At 66.4% G+C, this 15,321-nt stretch carries 19 protein-coding genes; 13 read left to right on the forward strand and 6 right to left on the reverse strand.

Annotated features, from left to right (window positions below):
* Window positions 1–96: 96 nt before the first annotated feature.
* Entirely contained in the window at window positions 97–597 is a 501-nt protein-coding gene (locus A0J57_RS16005) for a glycine zipper 2TM domain-containing protein (RefSeq protein WP_061939331.1), read from the forward strand.
* Between the two features lie 68 nt (window positions 598–665).
* Here the strand turns inward: A0J57_RS16005 and A0J57_RS16010 are convergent, their stop codons facing one another.
* Window positions 666–1,241 carry a thermonuclease family protein gene (locus A0J57_RS16010; protein WP_061939330.1) on the reverse strand — a complete coding sequence of 192 codons (576 nt, stop codon included), beginning with the start codon at window positions 1,239–1,241 and terminating at the stop codon, window positions 666–668.
* Between the two features lie 116 nt (window positions 1,242–1,357).
* Here A0J57_RS16010 and A0J57_RS16015 point away from each other — a divergent pair, with 116 nt between their 5' ends.
* Entirely contained in the window at window positions 1,358–1,750 is a 393-nt protein-coding gene (locus tag A0J57_RS16015) for a globin (RefSeq protein ID WP_025547301.1), read from the forward strand.
* 27 nt (window positions 1,751–1,777) lie between these two features.
* On the opposite strand, the gene A0J57_RS16020 is transcribed toward A0J57_RS16015, so the two are convergent.
* Window positions 1,778–2,083: a hypothetical protein gene (locus tag A0J57_RS16020; RefSeq protein WP_061939328.1), complete on the reverse strand. Its 306-nt coding sequence runs from the start codon at window positions 2,081–2,083 to the stop codon at window positions 1,778–1,780.
* Window positions 2,084–2,217: 134 nt separating this feature from the next.
* Here A0J57_RS16020 and A0J57_RS16025 point away from each other — a divergent pair, with 134 nt between their 5' ends.
* The 5 genes from A0J57_RS16025 to A0J57_RS16045 all read left to right on the forward strand — a co-directional run bounded on the left by A0J57_RS16025 (window position 2,218) and on the right by A0J57_RS16045 (window position 5,295).
* The gene (locus tag A0J57_RS16025) at window positions 2,218–2,598 is read left to right on the forward strand and encodes a RidA family protein (RefSeq protein WP_061939326.1); all 381 of its coding nucleotides are present in this window, start codon (window positions 2,218–2,220) and stop codon (window positions 2,596–2,598) included.
* A gap of 5 nt (window positions 2,599–2,603) precedes the next feature.
* A complete protein-coding gene (locus A0J57_RS16030; protein ID WP_025547306.1) occupies window positions 2,604–2,960 on the forward strand; it encodes an ArsC family reductase in 357 nt (118 codons plus the stop codon).
* Window positions 2,961–2,986: 26 nt separating this feature from the next.
* Window positions 2,987–4,009, forward strand: coding sequence for a glycerophosphodiester phosphodiesterase (locus tag A0J57_RS16035; RefSeq protein ID WP_101756470.1), 1,023 nt, complete (start codon window positions 2,987–2,989; stop codon window positions 4,007–4,009).
* A gap of 39 nt (window positions 4,010–4,048) precedes the next feature.
* A complete protein-coding gene (locus A0J57_RS16040; protein ID WP_013848211.1) occupies window positions 4,049–4,474 on the forward strand; it encodes an Rrf2 family transcriptional regulator in 426 nt (141 codons plus the stop codon).
* A gap of 164 nt (window positions 4,475–4,638) precedes the next feature.
* Complete coding sequence (locus tag A0J57_RS16045) at window positions 4,639–5,295, forward strand: MBL fold metallo-hydrolase (RefSeq protein WP_025547311.1); 657 nt, start codon at window positions 4,639–4,641, stop codon at window positions 5,293–5,295.
* A gap of 2 nt (window positions 5,296–5,297) precedes the next feature.
* Here A0J57_RS16045 and A0J57_RS16050 read toward each other — a convergent pair whose 3' ends face one another.
* Window positions 5,298–5,729: an MAPEG family protein gene (locus A0J57_RS16050; RefSeq protein ID WP_061939322.1), complete on the reverse strand. Its 432-nt coding sequence runs from the start codon at window positions 5,727–5,729 to the stop codon at window positions 5,298–5,300.
* A 207-nt stretch (window positions 5,730–5,936) separates the two neighbouring features.
* Between A0J57_RS16050 and rpmF the strand changes: the two genes are divergently transcribed.
* From rpmF to A0J57_RS16075, 5 genes are all read left to right on the forward strand, one after another.
* Entirely contained in the window at window positions 5,937–6,116 is a 180-nt protein-coding gene (gene rpmF / locus A0J57_RS16055) for a 50S ribosomal protein L32 (RefSeq protein ID WP_013848214.1), read from the forward strand.
* Between the two features lie 68 nt (window positions 6,117–6,184).
* Window positions 6,185–7,210, forward strand: coding sequence for a phosphate acyltransferase PlsX (gene plsX / locus A0J57_RS16060; RefSeq protein WP_037481578.1), 1,026 nt, complete (start codon window positions 6,185–6,187; stop codon window positions 7,208–7,210).
* Window positions 7,207–8,175, forward strand: coding sequence for a beta-ketoacyl-ACP synthase III (locus A0J57_RS16065; RefSeq protein ID WP_025547316.1), 969 nt, complete (start codon window positions 7,207–7,209; stop codon window positions 8,173–8,175). The genes plsX and A0J57_RS16065 overlap by 4 nt, the downstream gene beginning before the upstream one ends.
* A gap of 572 nt (window positions 8,176–8,747) precedes the next feature.
* Window positions 8,748–9,044, forward strand: coding sequence for an integration host factor subunit alpha (gene ihfA / locus A0J57_RS16070; RefSeq protein ID WP_007687990.1), 297 nt, complete (start codon window positions 8,748–8,750; stop codon window positions 9,042–9,044).
* Between the two features lie 72 nt (window positions 9,045–9,116).
* Window positions 9,117–9,470 (forward strand): MerR family transcriptional regulator, encoded by a 354-nt coding sequence (locus A0J57_RS16075; RefSeq protein ID WP_044661346.1) that lies wholly within the window; start codon window positions 9,117–9,119, stop codon window positions 9,468–9,470.
* A gap of 121 nt (window positions 9,471–9,591) precedes the next feature.
* Here the strand turns inward: A0J57_RS16075 and A0J57_RS16080 are convergent, their stop codons facing one another.
* The 3 genes from A0J57_RS16080 to A0J57_RS16090 form a co-directional block, all read right to left on the reverse strand.
* Window positions 9,592–10,134: a histidine phosphatase family protein gene (locus A0J57_RS16080; protein WP_061939320.1), complete on the reverse strand. Its 543-nt coding sequence runs from the start codon at window positions 10,132–10,134 to the stop codon at window positions 9,592–9,594.
* 72 nt (window positions 10,135–10,206) lie between these two features.
* A complete protein-coding gene (locus A0J57_RS16085) occupies window positions 10,207–12,942 on the reverse strand; it encodes an ATP-dependent DNA helicase (RefSeq protein ID WP_061939318.1) in 2,736 nt (911 codons plus the stop codon).
* 53 nt (window positions 12,943–12,995) lie between these two features.
* A complete protein-coding gene (locus tag A0J57_RS16090) occupies window positions 12,996–13,352 on the reverse strand; it encodes a PilZ domain-containing protein (protein WP_025547324.1) in 357 nt (118 codons plus the stop codon).
* Window positions 13,353–13,593: 241 nt separating this feature from the next.
* Between A0J57_RS16090 and A0J57_RS16095 the strand changes: the two genes are divergently transcribed.
* Window positions 13,594–15,174, forward strand: a complete 1,581-nt coding sequence (locus A0J57_RS16095; protein WP_061939316.1) for a lysine--tRNA ligase — start codon at window positions 13,594–13,596, stop codon at window positions 15,172–15,174.
* Window positions 15,175–15,321: the final 147 nt, after the last annotated feature.

Below are 15,321 nucleotides of genomic sequence, written 5' to 3' on the forward strand. Positions count from 1 at the left end.
CCCCCGTATGAACGCCCTGTTTTGTTCCGTTCATGCAACGTTTATCTGCTTTGGTTTGTTGTGCTCCCATCGAAAAGTCGACCAAGGGAGCCAGAGATGAAATTCACCCTGAAAGCCGCTTTCGCCGCCCTGTCGCTTGGCGCCGTGACGCTGAGCGCCGCCCCCGCAGCCGCCGATCCGCCGCCCTGGGCCGGACATGGCAAGGGCCATGGCCGCGACGACTGGAAGCATGGCGGCCGCCACGACAATGGCCGTCACGAAGGCTGGCGCCGTCCCGGCGGCGTGATCTACAGCTATGACTGGAACCGGCCGGACCCGCGCTATGGCCGCTACTATCGGCCCGACCGCTATTATCGCGGCGGCTATGAGCCGATCCGCGTCACCCGCTCTACCCGCATCTATCGCGGCTATGACGACCGCTATTATTGCCGCCGTTCGGACGGCACCACCGGCCTCATCGTCGGCGCGGCGCTGGGCGGCCTGCTCGGCGGCCAGCTCGACCGCGGCTATTCGAACACGGCGGGCATCCTCATCGGCGCAGGCGCGGGCGCGCTGCTGGGCCGGGAGATCGACCGCGGCAATCTGAGCTGCCGCTAAGCGGTGGGGGGAGGGCGAAGGCCCTCCCCTCCCGACCTGCTCAACACCGGGCCATCAATAGCGGGCGATCAACACCATGGGTGCCGAGCCCCGTCCCATTCCCGCGCCAGCCCTTCGGTCACCAGCATCTCGCCGATCGACTGCCCGCCGCGCGTCACCACCCGCAGCGCCCGCCCATAGCGGTCCGTCTCCCGATCCCCGCTCTCCAGCGAGAAAGGGCCGGCATTCATCAACTGCTGCAATCGCTGCGTCGCCCGCGCTCCCAGAGCGGCTTCCTCGGCACAGCGCGGCCCGTGCGTTTCCGGCGCGTCGATGTCCATCACCCGCACCTTCTCGCCATGGAACCAGAAGGTGTCTCCGTCGACCACGCAATTGACGCCCCCGCCGACATGGCAGAAGCCGAATTGCGCCGACAGGCTGTCCCCTGCGACAGGAAAGGCGGCCTCCCGCCCACTCCTCTGGAAGCGCTGCGCCAGGTCCGGCCCGAACCAGCCCAGCGCCGCGCCGATCAGCACCCCGCCGATCACCAGCACGGCGATGGAGGGGCCACCGGACTTCCTGGGTTGCAGGCGCCCGCGCCCAGCCCGACGCGCCTCCGCCAACCAGACCGTTTCGCTGCGCTTCTTCCTCGACCCTCGGCTCATGACGGGGCCATAACGAAAGCCGCTCCTGCCGTCTCGCGCTAAAAGCGTCCGATTTGACCCTGATCAATGATCGCCGCCCGCAAGCCGCCACGCTGTGCCCATCCGCAGGAGGCTCCATGACCACCCCCTATGCCCGCATCGGCGGCGAAGCGACCGTCGCCGCCATCGCCAACCGTTTCTACGACCTGATCGACCGGGACCCCGCCTATGCCGATCTGCGCGCCATCCATGCGGCCGACCTCAGCGCCGTGCGCCATGGTCTCACCCGCTTTCTGGCGGGATGGTCCGGCGGCCCGCGCGACTGGTTCGAACGCGGCCAGTGCATCATGTCGCTGCACCGCGCCTTCCCGATCACCTCGGCGCTGGCGGATCGATGGTCCGCCGCCATGACCCGCGCCATAAAGGCGCAACCGGGCATCGACCCGCAACTCGCCGCCGCCATGGCCGACGCGCTCGGCCATATGGCGCGGGGGATGATCAACCTGTCGCTGGACCAGAACGCGGCTTAGCCGGATAGCAGGCCGGCGGGCCGGACCTTATTCCTCGTCCTCGGTCGGCCCCAATATATCCTCCTCATCGTCCATCTGCGGTTCGCCGGCGAAGGCGTCATTGTCGATCCGGCCGGATCGGTTCATCTCCTCCATCCGCTCGACCAGATCGGGCGTGTCGTCGGGCAGGATCTGCGCCGGGTTGGGCCGCCCGCCGCGCTCGCTGTCCTCGGCCAGGTCCGTCGACCGCACCCGCGCCTCATCGGCCACGTCCTGCGCCTGCGAACCCGCTTCGGCCTGTTCGTCATTCTCCTCGCCCGTGTCGGGAAAGGGACTGTTGTCGGGTCGGTTCATGCTCTGTCTCCTTTCCCGCTCCAACGGCCGGCGGCCCGCGCCGTTCCCGCCGGGCAAAAGGCGCTGGACAGCATCCCGCGAACGGGGCAAGAGCCCCGCGATCCTTTTCGCTTCGTTCTGCACAAGGAACTTCCATGCCCCGCCAGCTTATTTCCTCCGGCTCGCCCTTCGAGGCGCAGGTCGGCTATTCGCGCGCCGTCGTCCAGGGCGACTGGTGCTTCGTCGCCGGCACCACCGGCACCGATCCCGAAACCAGGGCCATGCCCGAATCCGTCGTCGATCAGGGCAGGAACGCGCTGAAGGTCATCGGCCGGGCGCTGGAGGACGCGGGCTTCTCCTTCGCGGACGTGGTGCGCGTCACCTATTACATCACGGACCCGGCCTATTGGGATGTGCTGGGGGAGGCGACCGCACCGGTCTTCGGCGACATCCGCCCCGCCGCGAGCTGCATCGTCACCGGCCTCATCAAGCCGGAGATGAAGATCGAGATCGAAGTCACCGCGTTCAAGGGATAACAGCCATGCTGACCATGTACGGCATCAAGAATTGCGACACGATCAAGAAGGCGCGCAATTTCCTCGACAATAGCGGCAAGGCCTACAGCTTCCACGACTATAAGGTGTCGGGCGTCGACAAGGCGAAGCTGGAGGAATGGGTGATGGAACATGGGTGGGAAACCATCCTCAACCGTTCCGGCACCACCTTCAAGGCGCTGGACGCGGGCGACAAGGCGCATATCGACTCGGAAAAGGCGATTCTGCTGATGATGAGCAACCCTTCGATGATCAAGCGCCCGATCCTGGACCTCGGCGACCGCACCATCGTCGGCTTCAAGGCGACCACCTATGAGGACGCTCTGGAGGGCGTGAAGGCATGACCGTGGGGAGGATGCTCCGGCCGGGCATGTATCGGGCCGCCATCCTCCTCCTCACCCTGTTGATGGCGGCGCCTGCGATGGCCGAACCCTTCATCATCGCCCATCGCGGCGCCAGCGGCGAGCGGCCCGAACATACGCTCGCCGCCTATGAGCGCGCGATCGACCAGGGCGCCGACTATATCGAGCCGGACCTGGTGCTGACCCGCGACGGCGTCCTCGTCGCCCGGCACGAAAATGAGATTGGCGGCACCACCGATGTCGCGGATCATCCCGAATTCGCTACCCGCAGAACCAGCAAGACCATCGACGGCCAGCCCGTCTCCGGCTGGTTCACGGAGGATTTCACGCTCGCGGAACTGCGCACGCTACGCGCCCGCGAACGGCTGCCGCAGCTTCGCCCCGCCAACAGCCGCTACAACGACCTGTACCTCTTTCCGACCTTCGAGGAGATATTGAAGCTGGTCCGCGCCAAGGAGGCGGAGCTTGGCCGCCGCATCGGCCTCTATCCCGAAACCAAGCATCCCGGCTATTTCGCGGGCATCGGCCTGCCGCATCAGCAGCCCTTGCTCGCGCTGCTCAGCCGATATGGCTATCAGACGGAGGCCGATCCGGTCTTCATCCAGTCCTTCGAGGTCGGCAACCTCAAGGCCCTGCGCGCGGCGACCCGCCTGCGCCTGATCCAACTGGTGGACGGCGAGGGCGGACCGGCCGATGAACCCGGCACGACCTATGCCGACATGATGACGACCCAGGGGCTGCAACAGATCGCTGACTATGCGGACGGCATCGGCTCTGCGACCGCCATGGTGCTTGCTCCCGACGGGTCGACGGGCCTTGTCGACCGCGCCCATCAGGCCGGGTTGCAGGTCCATGTCTGGACGCTGCGCATGGAAAACGGTTTCCTGCCCGCCGCCTTCCAGCGCCCGGACGATCCGCAGGGCAGGGGGGACTTTGCCGGCTATGTCCGGGCGGTCGCCGGCACGGGCGTCGACGCGATGTTCAGCGATTTTCCGAAACAGGCGCGGCAGGCGCTGAATCCCGCGCCCTGATGTCTTGTCAAATCTCCGGCGGGAGCGAATAACAGCCCTATGCTTTCGCAGAAGACCCGTTACGCCATCCGCGCCCTCCAGCATCTCGCAGACCGCTACCGGCAAGGCCCGGTGCCCCTGAACGAGATCGCCACGCGCCAGAATATCCCGTCCAAATTCCTGACGGTGATCCTGTCGGAACTGGCGCGCGAAGGGTTGGTCGCGACGCAGCGGGGGCGGGATGGCGGCTATTGGCTGGCGCTGGCCCCGGTCGACATCAGCTATGGCGACATCGTCCGGCTGACGCGCGGCTCGCTTGCGCTCACCCCCTGCGCCAGCCGCTTCGCGCATGAGACCTGCACCAACTGCCTGCCCGAATCGGAATGCCGCCTGCACCGGGTGATGCTCCGCGTGCGCGACGAAACCGCCAAGGTGCTCGACAGCATCAGCCTGGCGGAACCCTTCGCGACGGAGGAAATGGGCTAGGAACCTTGGCCGGTTGAGCCATCAGGCGCGCCGTGCTCCTGCCTTCGCGGGAGCAGCTTGTGCATCGGGGAAAGCGGAAAAGCAGCAAGCCGCCCCAGCCCCCTCGAATGCCCCTCGCTCCCCAAGGCCTTGCACCCGGCGCGCAGCTTCGCCACATCAACGCCATGACGACTCCGCCCCTCAAAGCCGCCCTGATCCCCGTCACGCCGCTCCAGCAGAATTGCACGCTCTTCTGGTGCACGGCGACCCATCGCGGCGCCTTCGTCGATCCGGGCGCGGACCTGCCCATTCTGAAAAGGGCGGCCGAGCAGCATGGCGTCACCATAGAGAAGATCCTCGTCACCCACGGTCATATCGACCATTGCGGCCAGGCGGGCATCCTCGCCCGCGATCTGGGCGTTCCGATCGAGGGGCCGCATGAAGCCGACCGCTTCTGGATCGACCGGCTGGGCGAGGACGGCGCCCGATACGGCATCGACGGCGAAAGCTTCGAACCCGACCGCTGGCTGGAGGACGGCGATCAGGTCACGGTCGGCGACCTCACGCTCGACGTCTATCACTGCCCCGGCCACACGCCCGGCCACGTCGTCTTCCACCATGCGCCCAGCAAGCTCGCCATCGTCGGGGACGTGCTGTTCCAGGGGTCGATCGGCCGCACCGACTTCCCCATGGGCAATCATCAGCAGTTGGTCGATGCGATCACCGGCAAGCTCTGGCCGTTGGGCGGCGACACGGCCTTCGTCCCCGGCCACGGCCCGATGAGCAACTTCGCCCATGAACGCCGCACCAATCCCTTCGTGGGGGATGCCGTCCTCGCCTGACCCTATCGAACCATCGCCATGGCGGGCGGCGCCGGCACCTCCCGCGTCGCGCCATTGGCGACAGTGAGCGCCGCCACCGCCATGCCGACCATCACCGCCCAGGTCAGCAGCGCTCCTGCGCCGCGCCAGACGGTCGGCTTCTCCGCATCCATCCCGAAGCCATGGGCGATTCGCGCCAGCACCAGCGCCAGCGCCGCGCCCCAGAGCCAGATCGACGCCCCGACCGCCAGTTCCACCAGTCCGAAGAGAATCAGCGTCACCGGCACATATTCGATGAAATTGGCATGCGCGCGCATCCGCTTGGCCAACAGCGCGCTGCCACCGTCGCCGTGCAGCACATGATCCGAAATCCGGATTCGCGCGCATCGAATCCCCAGCCACATGTTGAGCAGCGCGCAGGCGGCGGCCAGCGTCAGCGTGATCGGCAGCAACATCGGATTTCCCCCCTTTCATGGCGACGCCCCCAGAATAGGGCAGCGGCATGGCGGGGCAAGAAGGACTTGCGCACGGGCCAAAAAACGCTATAGGCGCAGGGCTTCGCGATCATCCGGGCCGCATGGGTCTGCGGCGCCGTTGGCGTCGTCATCCATCGGATACGGCCAGTCGCACTAACAGATCAATTTATGGAATAAGGTGCCGACATGGCTGTCCCCAAGAGGAAAACGTCCCCGTCCCGCCGCGGCATGCGCCGCAGCCATGACTCGCTGCGTGTCGAGGCCTATCAGGAATGCTCGAACTGCGGCGAACTGAAACGCCCGCACAATCTCTGCGACGCCTGCGGCCACTATAACGGCCGTGAAGTCGTCGCCGTCGGGGCCTGACGCTCAAGCATTTCTCCTGAAAAGGGTGCGTTAACTTGTCCAGCCAACCGCGAATCGCAATCGACGCGATGGGCGGGGATGAAGGCGTACGCGTGATGATGGCGGGCGTGGCGCTCGCCCGTCGCCGTCACGAAGGGTTGCGCTTCACCCTTTTCGGGGACGAGGCGCGGATCAAGTCCGCGCTCGACAACCACCCCAATCTGCGCGCCGCGTCGGAAATCGTCCACGCGCCCGATGTGGTGGCTTCAGGCGACAAGCCCAGCGTCGCCATCCGCAAGAAGACCAGCTCGATGAGCATGGCCATCGCGGCGGTGAAGGCGGGCGATTGCGGCGCTGCGGTCTCCTCCGGCAATACCGGCGCGCTGATGGCGATGGCGAAGCTCGCCCTGCGCACCATGAAGGGCGTCGACCGGCCCGCGCTGGCCGCCATGCTGCCGACCCTGGGCGACAATGACGTGGTCATGCTGGACCTGGGCGCCAACACCGAATGCGACGCCCGCAATCTCGTCCAGTTCGCCGTGATGGGCGCCGCCTATGCCCGCATCGCGCTCGATCTGGAGCGGCCCCGCGTCCGCCTGATGAACATCGGCACGGAAGAAATGAAGGGGACGGAGGAAATCCGCGACGCCGCCGCGATCCTGCGCGCCGCGACCAGCCTGCCGCTGTCCTTCGAAGGCTTTACGGAGGGCGACAAGATCGGCCGCGGCGATGTCGACGTCATCGTGTCGGACGGCTTTTCCGGCAATGTGGCGCTCAAGACGGCGGAGGGCACGGCCCGCTTCGTCACCGACCTGCTGCGCACCGCCTTCACCAGCTCGATCCGTTCCAAGCTCGGCTTCCTGATCTCCAAGCCCGCGATGCACCTGCTGCGCCATCATCTCGACCCCAACAACCATAATGGCGCCGTTTTCCTCGGCCTCAATGGCGTGGTCGTGAAAAGCCATGGCAGCGCAAACGACAAGGGCGTCGCCAATGCCGTCCATGTCGCCGCCCGGCTGCTGGAGGAAGACATCACCCGGCGCATCGCCGCCGACATGCACGGGATCGAGGGGTTGACCGCCCCCGCATCCAGGATGGAGCTGCCCGCAAAGTGATCCGCCGATCCGTTCTCCTGGGCACGGGCTCTGCCCTGCCGGTCCGCTCCGTCACCAATGCCGAATTGGCGCAGACCGTGGACACGAGCGACGAATGGATCGTCGAGCGCACCGGCATCCGCACCCGCTACATCGCGGGAGAGGGTGAAACCACAGCGACGCTCGCCACCGATGCGGCCAGGGCGGCGCTGGAAGCCGCCAGCCTGTCCGCGCAGGACATCGACCTGATCGTGCTGGCCACCGCCACCCCCGACCAGACCTTCCCAGCCACCGCCACCATCGTCCAGGCCGCGCTTGGCATCAACGATTGCGTCGCCTTCGACGTGGCGGCGGTCTGTTCCGGCTTCCTCTACGCCATCACCGTGGCCGACAGCATGATCTGCTCGGGCGCGGCGCGGAACGCCATCGTGATCGGTTCGGAAACCTTCAGCCGCATCCTCGACTGGGAAGACCGCACCACCTGCGTCCTCTTCGGCGACGGCGCGGGCGCGGTCGTGCTGGGCGCCGAGGAAAGCGCTGACGGCAAGCGCGGCATCCTCGCCTCGAAGCTCCATGCCGACGGCCGCCACAACCAGCTTCTCTATGTCGACGGCGGCCCCTCCACCACGCAGACGGTCGGCAAGCTGCGGATGAAGGGACAGGAAGTCTTCCGCCACGCCGTCACCAACCTGGCCTCGGTGCTGACCGAAGTGATGGCTGCTGCCGACATGACCGCGGCGGACATCGACTGGCTGGTCCCGCACCAGGCCAATGCCCGCATCCTCGATGCGACCGCGCGCAAGCTGAAGCTCGCGCCGGAAAAGGTGGTGATGACGGTGGATCGCCATGCGAACACCTCCGCCGCATCGGTTCCCCTGGCCCTGGACCTCGCCATGCGCGACGGGCGCATCCAGTCCGGCGACCTGCTGGTGCTGGAGGCGATGGGCGGCGGCTTCACCTGGGGCGCCTGCGTCCTGCGGGTGTAGGGCCAGGATCGGTCCTGAACATCGTGCGGAAAAGCCGGTCCTGAGCCTGTCGACGAATGGGAACCGGCTTTCTGCCTGAAAGAATGCGACAGCAGAAAGCTGGAGCGCGCGACCTGCGCCGGATTTAACGCAGCGCGCTCTGGAGCCGCCGATCCGATGCAGTCGTTCGGAATCCGTTCCGGAGCAGGCCAAAAAGGAACCGTTCGCGCCGGGCCCGTCCGACGCCTTGCCTTTTCCCGAGGCCACAGTTCCAAGGAAGCGAAGCCTTTCGACAGGCTCAGGGCGAACGGGTGAGAAAAAGCGGCCTGTCTGCTTTCCAGACCTCTTCACTTCCGACTCAACCAAACAGCGCCCCGGCAGCATCCTCGTGCCAGGCCGATGTCACCCAAAATGGATGGCATCCCTGCGCCATATTCTTCCCAGTCCCATTGCGGGACCGCTACACCGCCCATTTTTCACGGTTTTTTAAGGATTTCGCCGGGTGGTCATCTTGCCGAATCATGCAGAATCGCGCACATTGTCAAATGATCACCCGCATTTAGGCTCGACGGGTGTCAAGGTGGGGAAATGCGATGAGCGGTAACGGAACTCTGACGCGCGCGGATCTCGCGGAGAGCGTGAACCGTCATATTGGCCTTTCACGGGCAGAAGCGGCAACCTTAATCGAATCCATTTTGGAGCATATGTCCGCCGCGCTCGAACGCGGGGAAAATGTGAAGATCTCCAGCTTCGGCACCTTCGTGTTGCGCGACAAGACGCAGCGCATGGGCCGCAACCCCAAGACGGGCGTGGAAGTGCCGATCGAGCCGCGCCGGGTGCTGACCTTCCGCGCCAGCCAGACGATGCGGGACCGCGTCGCCTCGGCCTGAGGGGGCGGTCGGCAAAACAGCCATTTTCCCGAAGGTTGACCTTTGCGCCGCTAAAGGTGCAACATCAGGACCATGGAAAAGGCAGAGGGCGCATTTCTGACGATCAGTGAGCTGGCGAGCGAACTCGATTTGCCGCAGCACATATTGCGCTATTGGGAAACGCGCTTCACCCAGCTCCGTCCGCTCCAGCGATCGGGCAACCGGCGCTATTACCGCCCGGCCGACGTGGCGCTGGTGCGGCGCATCAACCATCTGCTGAATGTCGAGGGCTTCACCGTCCGTGGCGCGCAAAAGGCGCTGGCCGATGGAGGTGGCGAGCCGCCGGTCGCGCCCGCGCCCAAAAATGGCGAAACGGCCCCCCACGCCGATCTTCTGCCGCGCCTGGAAGCCATCCGCGCCCTATTGGTCAGGGCGATCGGGGAATAGGGACCGCACGTTCCGATCTGGATATATGCTGCACGCCATCATGCGCCTTTCCGGTCACGTCCGGACAGCCGTCATCCCATCGCCGCCGCCCACCGTCAGGGGATCGGCGTCGCCGTCCGGTTCAGCGCGATCCCGGCCCCAGCGCCGGGTCCAGGTCGCGCGGGCGCGTGAAGCTGGCCAGGGTCGCGATATTGGGCTTCGCCTCGCTCCAATGTTCGATGGGCATGTCCATCACCGCGATCGAGGCGGTCGGGAACTTCACCTCCACATCCTCGCGCAGCGGGCTCGCGCCATCGTCGGGCACGAGGTCGAGGACCAGTTCCTCCAGACCCGGATTATGCCCGGACATCAGCACGCTGCCGGCGCTGTCGGGCAGATCGCGGATCACGTCGAACAGGGTGGGCGTGGAGGCAAGATAGATGCGCCGGTCCCAATGCGGGTCGATCACCTCGCCATAGCCGGTGAAGAAGACGTTCAGCGTCTCCACCACCCGCACGGCCGGGGAGGCGACCACCATGTCGAAATGCAGGTCGCGCGCCTTGGCGAATTCCCCCATCACCAGCGCCGCCTTTTCCCCCCGGCGGTTGAGCGGCCGGTCGAAGTCCCGCGCAACCGGATCGTCCCAATCGGACTTGGCGTGACGGAACAGGATCAACCGCTTCATTTTTTCTCCAGGTCCCAGAGTGATTTCGAAGCAGGTGGAACGCCTGCTGACTCGGAAATCACGAAAACACAGTCACCAGGTGCCGGATTCGAGTCCCTGAAGCCCTAGCGTTGCATTACCGTTAAGGCCAGCGCGGGATTGCCCGCTGACCGAGATGATGGCCTCGTCCAGCGTCAGGCGGCGGATCGGCGTGCCGGCGGGGAAAGCGCTCAACAACCGGCTGGGCATGGCGGCTGACAGGATGACGAAGCTGCCCCGGTCCTCCGCCCGCCGGATCAGCCGGCCGAAGGCCTGCGCCATCCGCGCCCGGATCAGCCGGTCGTCATAGGCGCTTCCGCCGCCCGCCAGCTTGCGCGCCGCGTGCAGCACGGTGGGCTTGGACCAGGGCACCCCCTCCATCACCACCAGCCGCAGCGAATGGCCGGGCACGTCCACACCGTCGCGCAAGGCATCGGTGCCCAGCAGCGAGGCGCGGGGATCGTCGCGGAAAATATCGATCAGCGTGCCCGTATCCATCGGGTCGACATGCTGAGCGTAAAGCGGCAAACCCGCCCGCGCCAGCCGGTCGGCGATCCGCGCATGCACCGCGCGCAGCCGCCGGATCGCGGTGAACAGCCCCAGCGTCCCACCGCCCGCCGCCTCGATCAACCGGGCATAGGCGCCCGACAGCGCCGCAATGTCGCCGCGCTTGATGTCGGTGACGATCAGCACTTCCGACCGTTCCGGATAGTCGAACGGGCTGCTCGCCTCGAACTGCTCCGCCCCGCGCGGCAGATGGGTGGCGCCGCTCCGGCTCGCCGCATTGTCCCAGTCGCCGCCGCCCTTCAGCGTGGCGGAGGTGATCAGCACGCCCTGCGCCGGTTTCAGCACCGCCTGCGCCAGCGGCCGCGTCGGGTCCAGCCAGTGGCGGTGGATGCCGATGTCGAACTCCCGCCCCTCGATCCGCTCGACCGCCAGCCAGTCCACGAAATCCGCGTCCGCCGGCCCGCCGATCCGCGCCAGCAGAGCCAGCCAGGCCGTCACCAGATCGCGCCGCCAGCCAAGCGAGGCAATCGCCCCCTCGACCCGCGCCCGCGCCGCGCCGTCCAGCCAGTCGGGCGCTTCCTCGATCACGGCTTCCATCCGCTTGCCAAGATGGGTCAGCGGCCGCAGCAGCGCGTCCAGCGCCCGCGCCGCCTCCTGCGCCGCCTCGACCAGCGCGCCGTCAGGTTCCGCCAGCTCGGTCTCCAGCCCATAGCCTGCATCCGCCTCGCCGCCATCGGCGGCCCGCGCATAGACCGTGCCCCGCACCGCCGCGAGCAGCTCCTCGACCGGCCCGAACGGCTCGCCCGCGACGATCCGCTTCAGCCATTCGTCGGCCGGCAGCGCCCTCGCGGCCTCCGCCGCCGCCCGGATCGCCTCGCCGCCCTGCTCGTCATAGCTGGCAAGGTCCGACAGCCGCGCCGCCAGACCCCGACGACGCCCTCTTGAATTGCCCTCCGGCCCCATCACCCAGCGGCGCAGCTCGATGGCTTCCTGCCCCGACAGGGCGACGGAAAAGGTCGAATCCGCCGCATCGAACAGATGATGGCCCTCGTCGAACACGATGCGCTGCGGCGCCTGCCCCGTTTCCCGCCCACGCGCCGCATTGATCATCACCAGCGCATGATTGGCGATCACGATGTCCGCATCGGCCGAAGCCCGCGCCGATCGTTCGATGAAGCACTTCCGGTAATGCGGACAGCCCGCATAGATGCACTCGCCCCGCCGGTCGGTCAGCGCGGTGGAGCCGTTGCGCCGGAACAAGGTCGGCAGCCATCCCGGCAGGTCGCCGCCGATCATGTCGCCATCCTTGGTGAACGCCGCCCAGCGCGCCACCAGTTGCGCCAGGATCGCCGCCCGGCCCGCAAAGCCGCCTTGCAGCGCGTCCTCCAGATTGAGCAGGCAGAGATAATTTTCCCGCCCCTTGCGCACCACCACCCGCTTTGCCGCCACGGCGGGATCGGGGAACAGGCGCAAACTCTCCCGGTCCAACTGCCGCTGCAACGCCTTGGTAAAGGTGGAAATCCACACCGTCCCCTGCGCCTCCCCGGCCCAGAGCGAGGCGGGGGCGAGATAGCCCAAAGTCTTGCCGATCCCGGTCCCGGCCTCCGCCAGCAGCATATTGGGCTGGTCGCGATGCGCCTTGGGCCGAAACACCTCCGCCGCCGCCGCCGCATAGGCGCGCTGTCCCGGTCGCGCTTCGGCTCCCGCGCCGGTCAACTGCTCCAGCCGCGCCACCACCGCGTCGGGTTGCAGCGATACCGAACGGGGGGCAGGGCGGGGTGGGCTCTCCTCCCATTCCGGCAATTTGGAGAAGAGCCAACGCTCCGCCTCCTTCGGCTGGGCGATGCGCCCGGCCACCAGCGGCGCCCATGGCCAGCGCAACCGGTGCAGCGACTGCGCCGCCGTCCAGCCGCCCTCGCGCTCGGTCCATGCGGGGGATTCCAGCGTCGCCAGCAGGGCGCCGGTCGCCGCCTGCAACAATTGGGGAATGTCGGCCTCGCTCGCCGGACGAGGCAGGTCCAGCGCTTCGGCCAGCCCCTTGGGCGTCGGCACCAGAAAGCGCGCGGGATGGATGAAGGCCCACAATTCCAGCAGGTCCAGGCCATTCAAATCGGGATAGCCCAGCCGCTGCCCGGTCAGCGGCGCGTTCAGCAGCAGCGTCGGCGTTTCCGCCGTCCGCGCGATGGCGGTGCCCTTGGCGACCGCTGCGGTCCGATCCCCTTCCCGAAGCCATATACCGCCATGGCTGGCGTGAAGGGCGGGCAGGGCAGCGGGGTCGATCACCTCTCCCGCTTAGGCGAACGGGAACAAAAGGGAAACCTGAAAAAGCGCCCGATTCAGCCGAACCGACGCCCGAAACCGCCCGCAGGACGACCGCCGGGCATGCGCGGCTGAAAGGCCGTCGGCGTCAGCCGCGCGGCCCGTGCGATCTCCAGCCGGTCGAACAGCGGTCCGTCGGTCAGTTCATAGGGGAAGCGGATGCCCATGCGGTCCTCTTCGGACCATTGCACCGTGCCGAACACGACATGGCCCTCATAGTCGATCTGGCACTGGCTGCGCACCGGCAGGCCGCAGCCCGCAATCTGCGCGCCGCCCTCGCTCAGGTCGACGATCATTCCTTCCACGCTGTCGAGCACCGTCGTCACGACGACGGGTATATCGACCGTTATTCTGTGACGGCTGCGCGGCTGCATAGTCCCTCCTGAGCCCCCTAAGCTCCCGATAAATATGCCTGAACAGGGTTAATCAAAGTTAAAGAGCTGGCGGGAAAAGCCGCCATTCGTCTCCATTTCGGCACCTGGAATCGCCGCGTCGGGTCCAAAATGAAGTTTGATCTATATTAATGAAGCCTTTGCCGTTCCTTCCGCCGCATGATGTTTTCCGAGTCGTCAGATGTTTTCAACGGCCGCGAAAATGCTTAGGGGGGCATGCATCATGACCGTGTCCGAACTCATCCGCACCGCCGCGCAGGCGTCCAAGGCCTGGCCCTATGAGGAAGCGCGCAAGCTCCTGAAGCGCTATCAGAACGGCGCGCCCGAAAAGGGCTATGTGCTGTTCGAGACGGGCTATGGCCCCTCCGGCCTGCCGCATATCGGCACGTTCAACGAAGTGCTGCGCACCACCATGGTCCGCAACGCCTATCATGCGCTGTCGGACATCCCCACGCGCCTGATCGCGTTCAGCGACGACATGGACGGGCTGCGCAAGGTGCCGGACAATGTGCCCAACCAGGCGATGCTGGCGCAGCATCTGGGCAAGCCGCTGACGCAGGTGCCCGATCCGTTCGGGAAGTTCGAGAGCTTCGCGCATCACAACAACGCCATGCTGCGGGAATTTCTCGACCGCTTCGGCTTCGATTACGAGTTCGTCTCCGCTACGGAGCGCTACAGGTCCGGCGCCTTTGACGACGCGCTGAAGAATGTCCTGCGCCACTATCGGGACATCATGGACATCATGCTGCCGACGCTGCGCAAGGAACGGCAGGCGACCTATTCGCCGGTGCTGCCGATCTCGCCCAAAAGCGGCATCGTGCTTCAGGTCCCGGTCGAGGTGATCGACGCCGACGCCGGCCTCGTCCGCTTCGAGGATGAGGGCGAGCTGATCGAACGGTCGATCCTGTCCGGCGGCGCGAAGCTGCAATGGAAGGTCGACTGGGCGATGCGCTGGGTCGCGCTGGGCGTCGATTATGAGATGGCGGGCAAGGACCTGATCGATTCCGTCACCCAATCCTCGAAGATCTGCCGCGCGCTCGGCGCCCGCCCGCCCGAGGGCTTCAATTACGAAATGTTCCTCGACGAAAAGGGCGAGAAGATCTCCAAGTCCAAGGGCAACGGCCTCAGTCTGGAACAATGGCTGACCTATGGCCCGCAGGAAAGCCTCGCCTTCTACGCCTATCGCGAGCCGAAGAAGGCGAAGCAGCTCCACATGGGCGTGATCCCCCGCGCCGTGGATGAATATTGGCAGTTCCGCGGCAATTATCCGAACCAGCCGGTCGAACAGCAACTCGGCAATCCGGTGCACCACATCCATGACGGCAAGCTGCCGCAGGGCCGCCTGCCGGTGACATTCGGCCTGCTGCTCAATCTGGTCGGCGTGATGGGCGACGCCAGCCGCGAACAGGTCTGGGGCTATCTCCAGAACTATGTCGCCGACGCCAATGCGGAAAGCTATCCGGAACTGGACGCGCTGATCGGCCATGCGCTCGCCTATCACCGCGATTTCGTCGCCCCGACGCTCCAGCGCCGCGCGCCGACCGAAGGCGAAGCCGCCGCCCTGCGCAGGCTGGACGCCGAACTCGCCGCCCTGCCCGCAGGCGCCTCGGCGGAGGACATCCAGAATATCGTCTATGCCATCGGCAAGGACGAAGCCTATGGCTTTGCCGAACTGCGCGACTGGTTCAAGGCGCTCTACCAGACCCTGCTGGGGGCCGATCAGGGGCCCCGGATGGGCAGCTTCATCGCGCTCTACGGCATCGAAAACAGCCGCCGCCTGATTGCGGAGGCCCTGGCCGCCTGAGCGGCGCACGGCGGAACATAACGGGGCGCAGGGCGTTTCGGCATATGGTCCACCCCCTTTCGGACTGATGGTGCGCCCAGCGCGCGCCATCGGCCGCGCCCGCCCGGAAACGAGCGGCGCGGCCAAGGGGGGTAAACGGACCGGAAG

Source organism: Sphingobium sp. 22B (genome assembly GCF_001580035.1).
Classification (GTDB): Bacteria; Pseudomonadota; Alphaproteobacteria; order Sphingomonadales; family Sphingomonadaceae; genus Sphingobium; species Sphingobium fuliginis.

What these genes read in the sequence shown, in the direction of transcription:
- A0J57_RS16005 (WP_061939331.1), top strand. Translation starts at nt 97, where the DNA reads ATGAAATTCACCCTGAAAGCCGCTTTCGCCGCCCTGTCGCTTGGCGCC.
- A0J57_RS16010 (WP_061939330.1), bottom strand. Translation starts at nt 1,241, where the DNA reads ATGAGCCGAGGGTCGAGGAAGAAGCGCAGCGAAACGGTCTGGTTGGCG.
- A0J57_RS16015 (WP_025547301.1), top strand. Translation starts at nt 1,358, where the DNA reads ATGACCACCCCCTATGCCCGCATCGGCGGCGAAGCGACCGTCGCCGCC.
- A0J57_RS16020 (WP_061939328.1), bottom strand. Translation starts at nt 2,083, where the DNA reads ATGAACCGACCCGACAACAGTCCCTTTCCCGACACGGGCGAGGAGAAT.
- A0J57_RS16025 (WP_061939326.1), top strand. Translation starts at nt 2,218, where the DNA reads ATGCCCCGCCAGCTTATTTCCTCCGGCTCGCCCTTCGAGGCGCAGGTC.
- A0J57_RS16030 (WP_025547306.1), top strand. Translation starts at nt 2,604, where the DNA reads ATGCTGACCATGTACGGCATCAAGAATTGCGACACGATCAAGAAGGCG.
- A0J57_RS16035 (WP_101756470.1), top strand. Translation starts at nt 2,987, where the DNA reads ATGTATCGGGCCGCCATCCTCCTCCTCACCCTGTTGATGGCGGCGCCT.
- A0J57_RS16040 (WP_013848211.1), top strand. Translation starts at nt 4,049, where the DNA reads ATGCTTTCGCAGAAGACCCGTTACGCCATCCGCGCCCTCCAGCATCTC.
- A0J57_RS16045 (WP_025547311.1), top strand. Translation starts at nt 4,639, where the DNA reads ATGACGACTCCGCCCCTCAAAGCCGCCCTGATCCCCGTCACGCCGCTC.
- A0J57_RS16050 (WP_061939322.1), bottom strand. Translation starts at nt 5,729, where the DNA reads ATGTTGCTGCCGATCACGCTGACGCTGGCCGCCGCCTGCGCGCTGCTC.
- rpmF (WP_013848214.1), top strand. Translation starts at nt 5,937, where the DNA reads ATGGCTGTCCCCAAGAGGAAAACGTCCCCGTCCCGCCGCGGCATGCGC.
- plsX (WP_037481578.1), top strand. Translation starts at nt 6,185, where the DNA reads ATGGGCGGGGATGAAGGCGTACGCGTGATGATGGCGGGCGTGGCGCTC.
- ihfA (WP_007687990.1), top strand. Translation starts at nt 8,748, where the DNA reads ATGAGCGGTAACGGAACTCTGACGCGCGCGGATCTCGCGGAGAGCGTG.
- A0J57_RS16075 (WP_044661346.1), top strand. Translation starts at nt 9,117, where the DNA reads ATGGAAAAGGCAGAGGGCGCATTTCTGACGATCAGTGAGCTGGCGAGC.
- A0J57_RS16080 (WP_061939320.1), bottom strand. Translation starts at nt 10,134, where the DNA reads ATGAAGCGGTTGATCCTGTTCCGTCACGCCAAGTCCGATTGGGACGAT.
- A0J57_RS16090 (WP_025547324.1), bottom strand. Translation starts at nt 13,352, where the DNA reads ATGCAGCCGCGCAGCCGTCACAGAATAACGGTCGATATACCCGTCGTC.
- A0J57_RS16095 (WP_061939316.1), top strand. Translation starts at nt 13,594, where the DNA reads ATGACCGTGTCCGAACTCATCCGCACCGCCGCGCAGGCGTCCAAGGCC.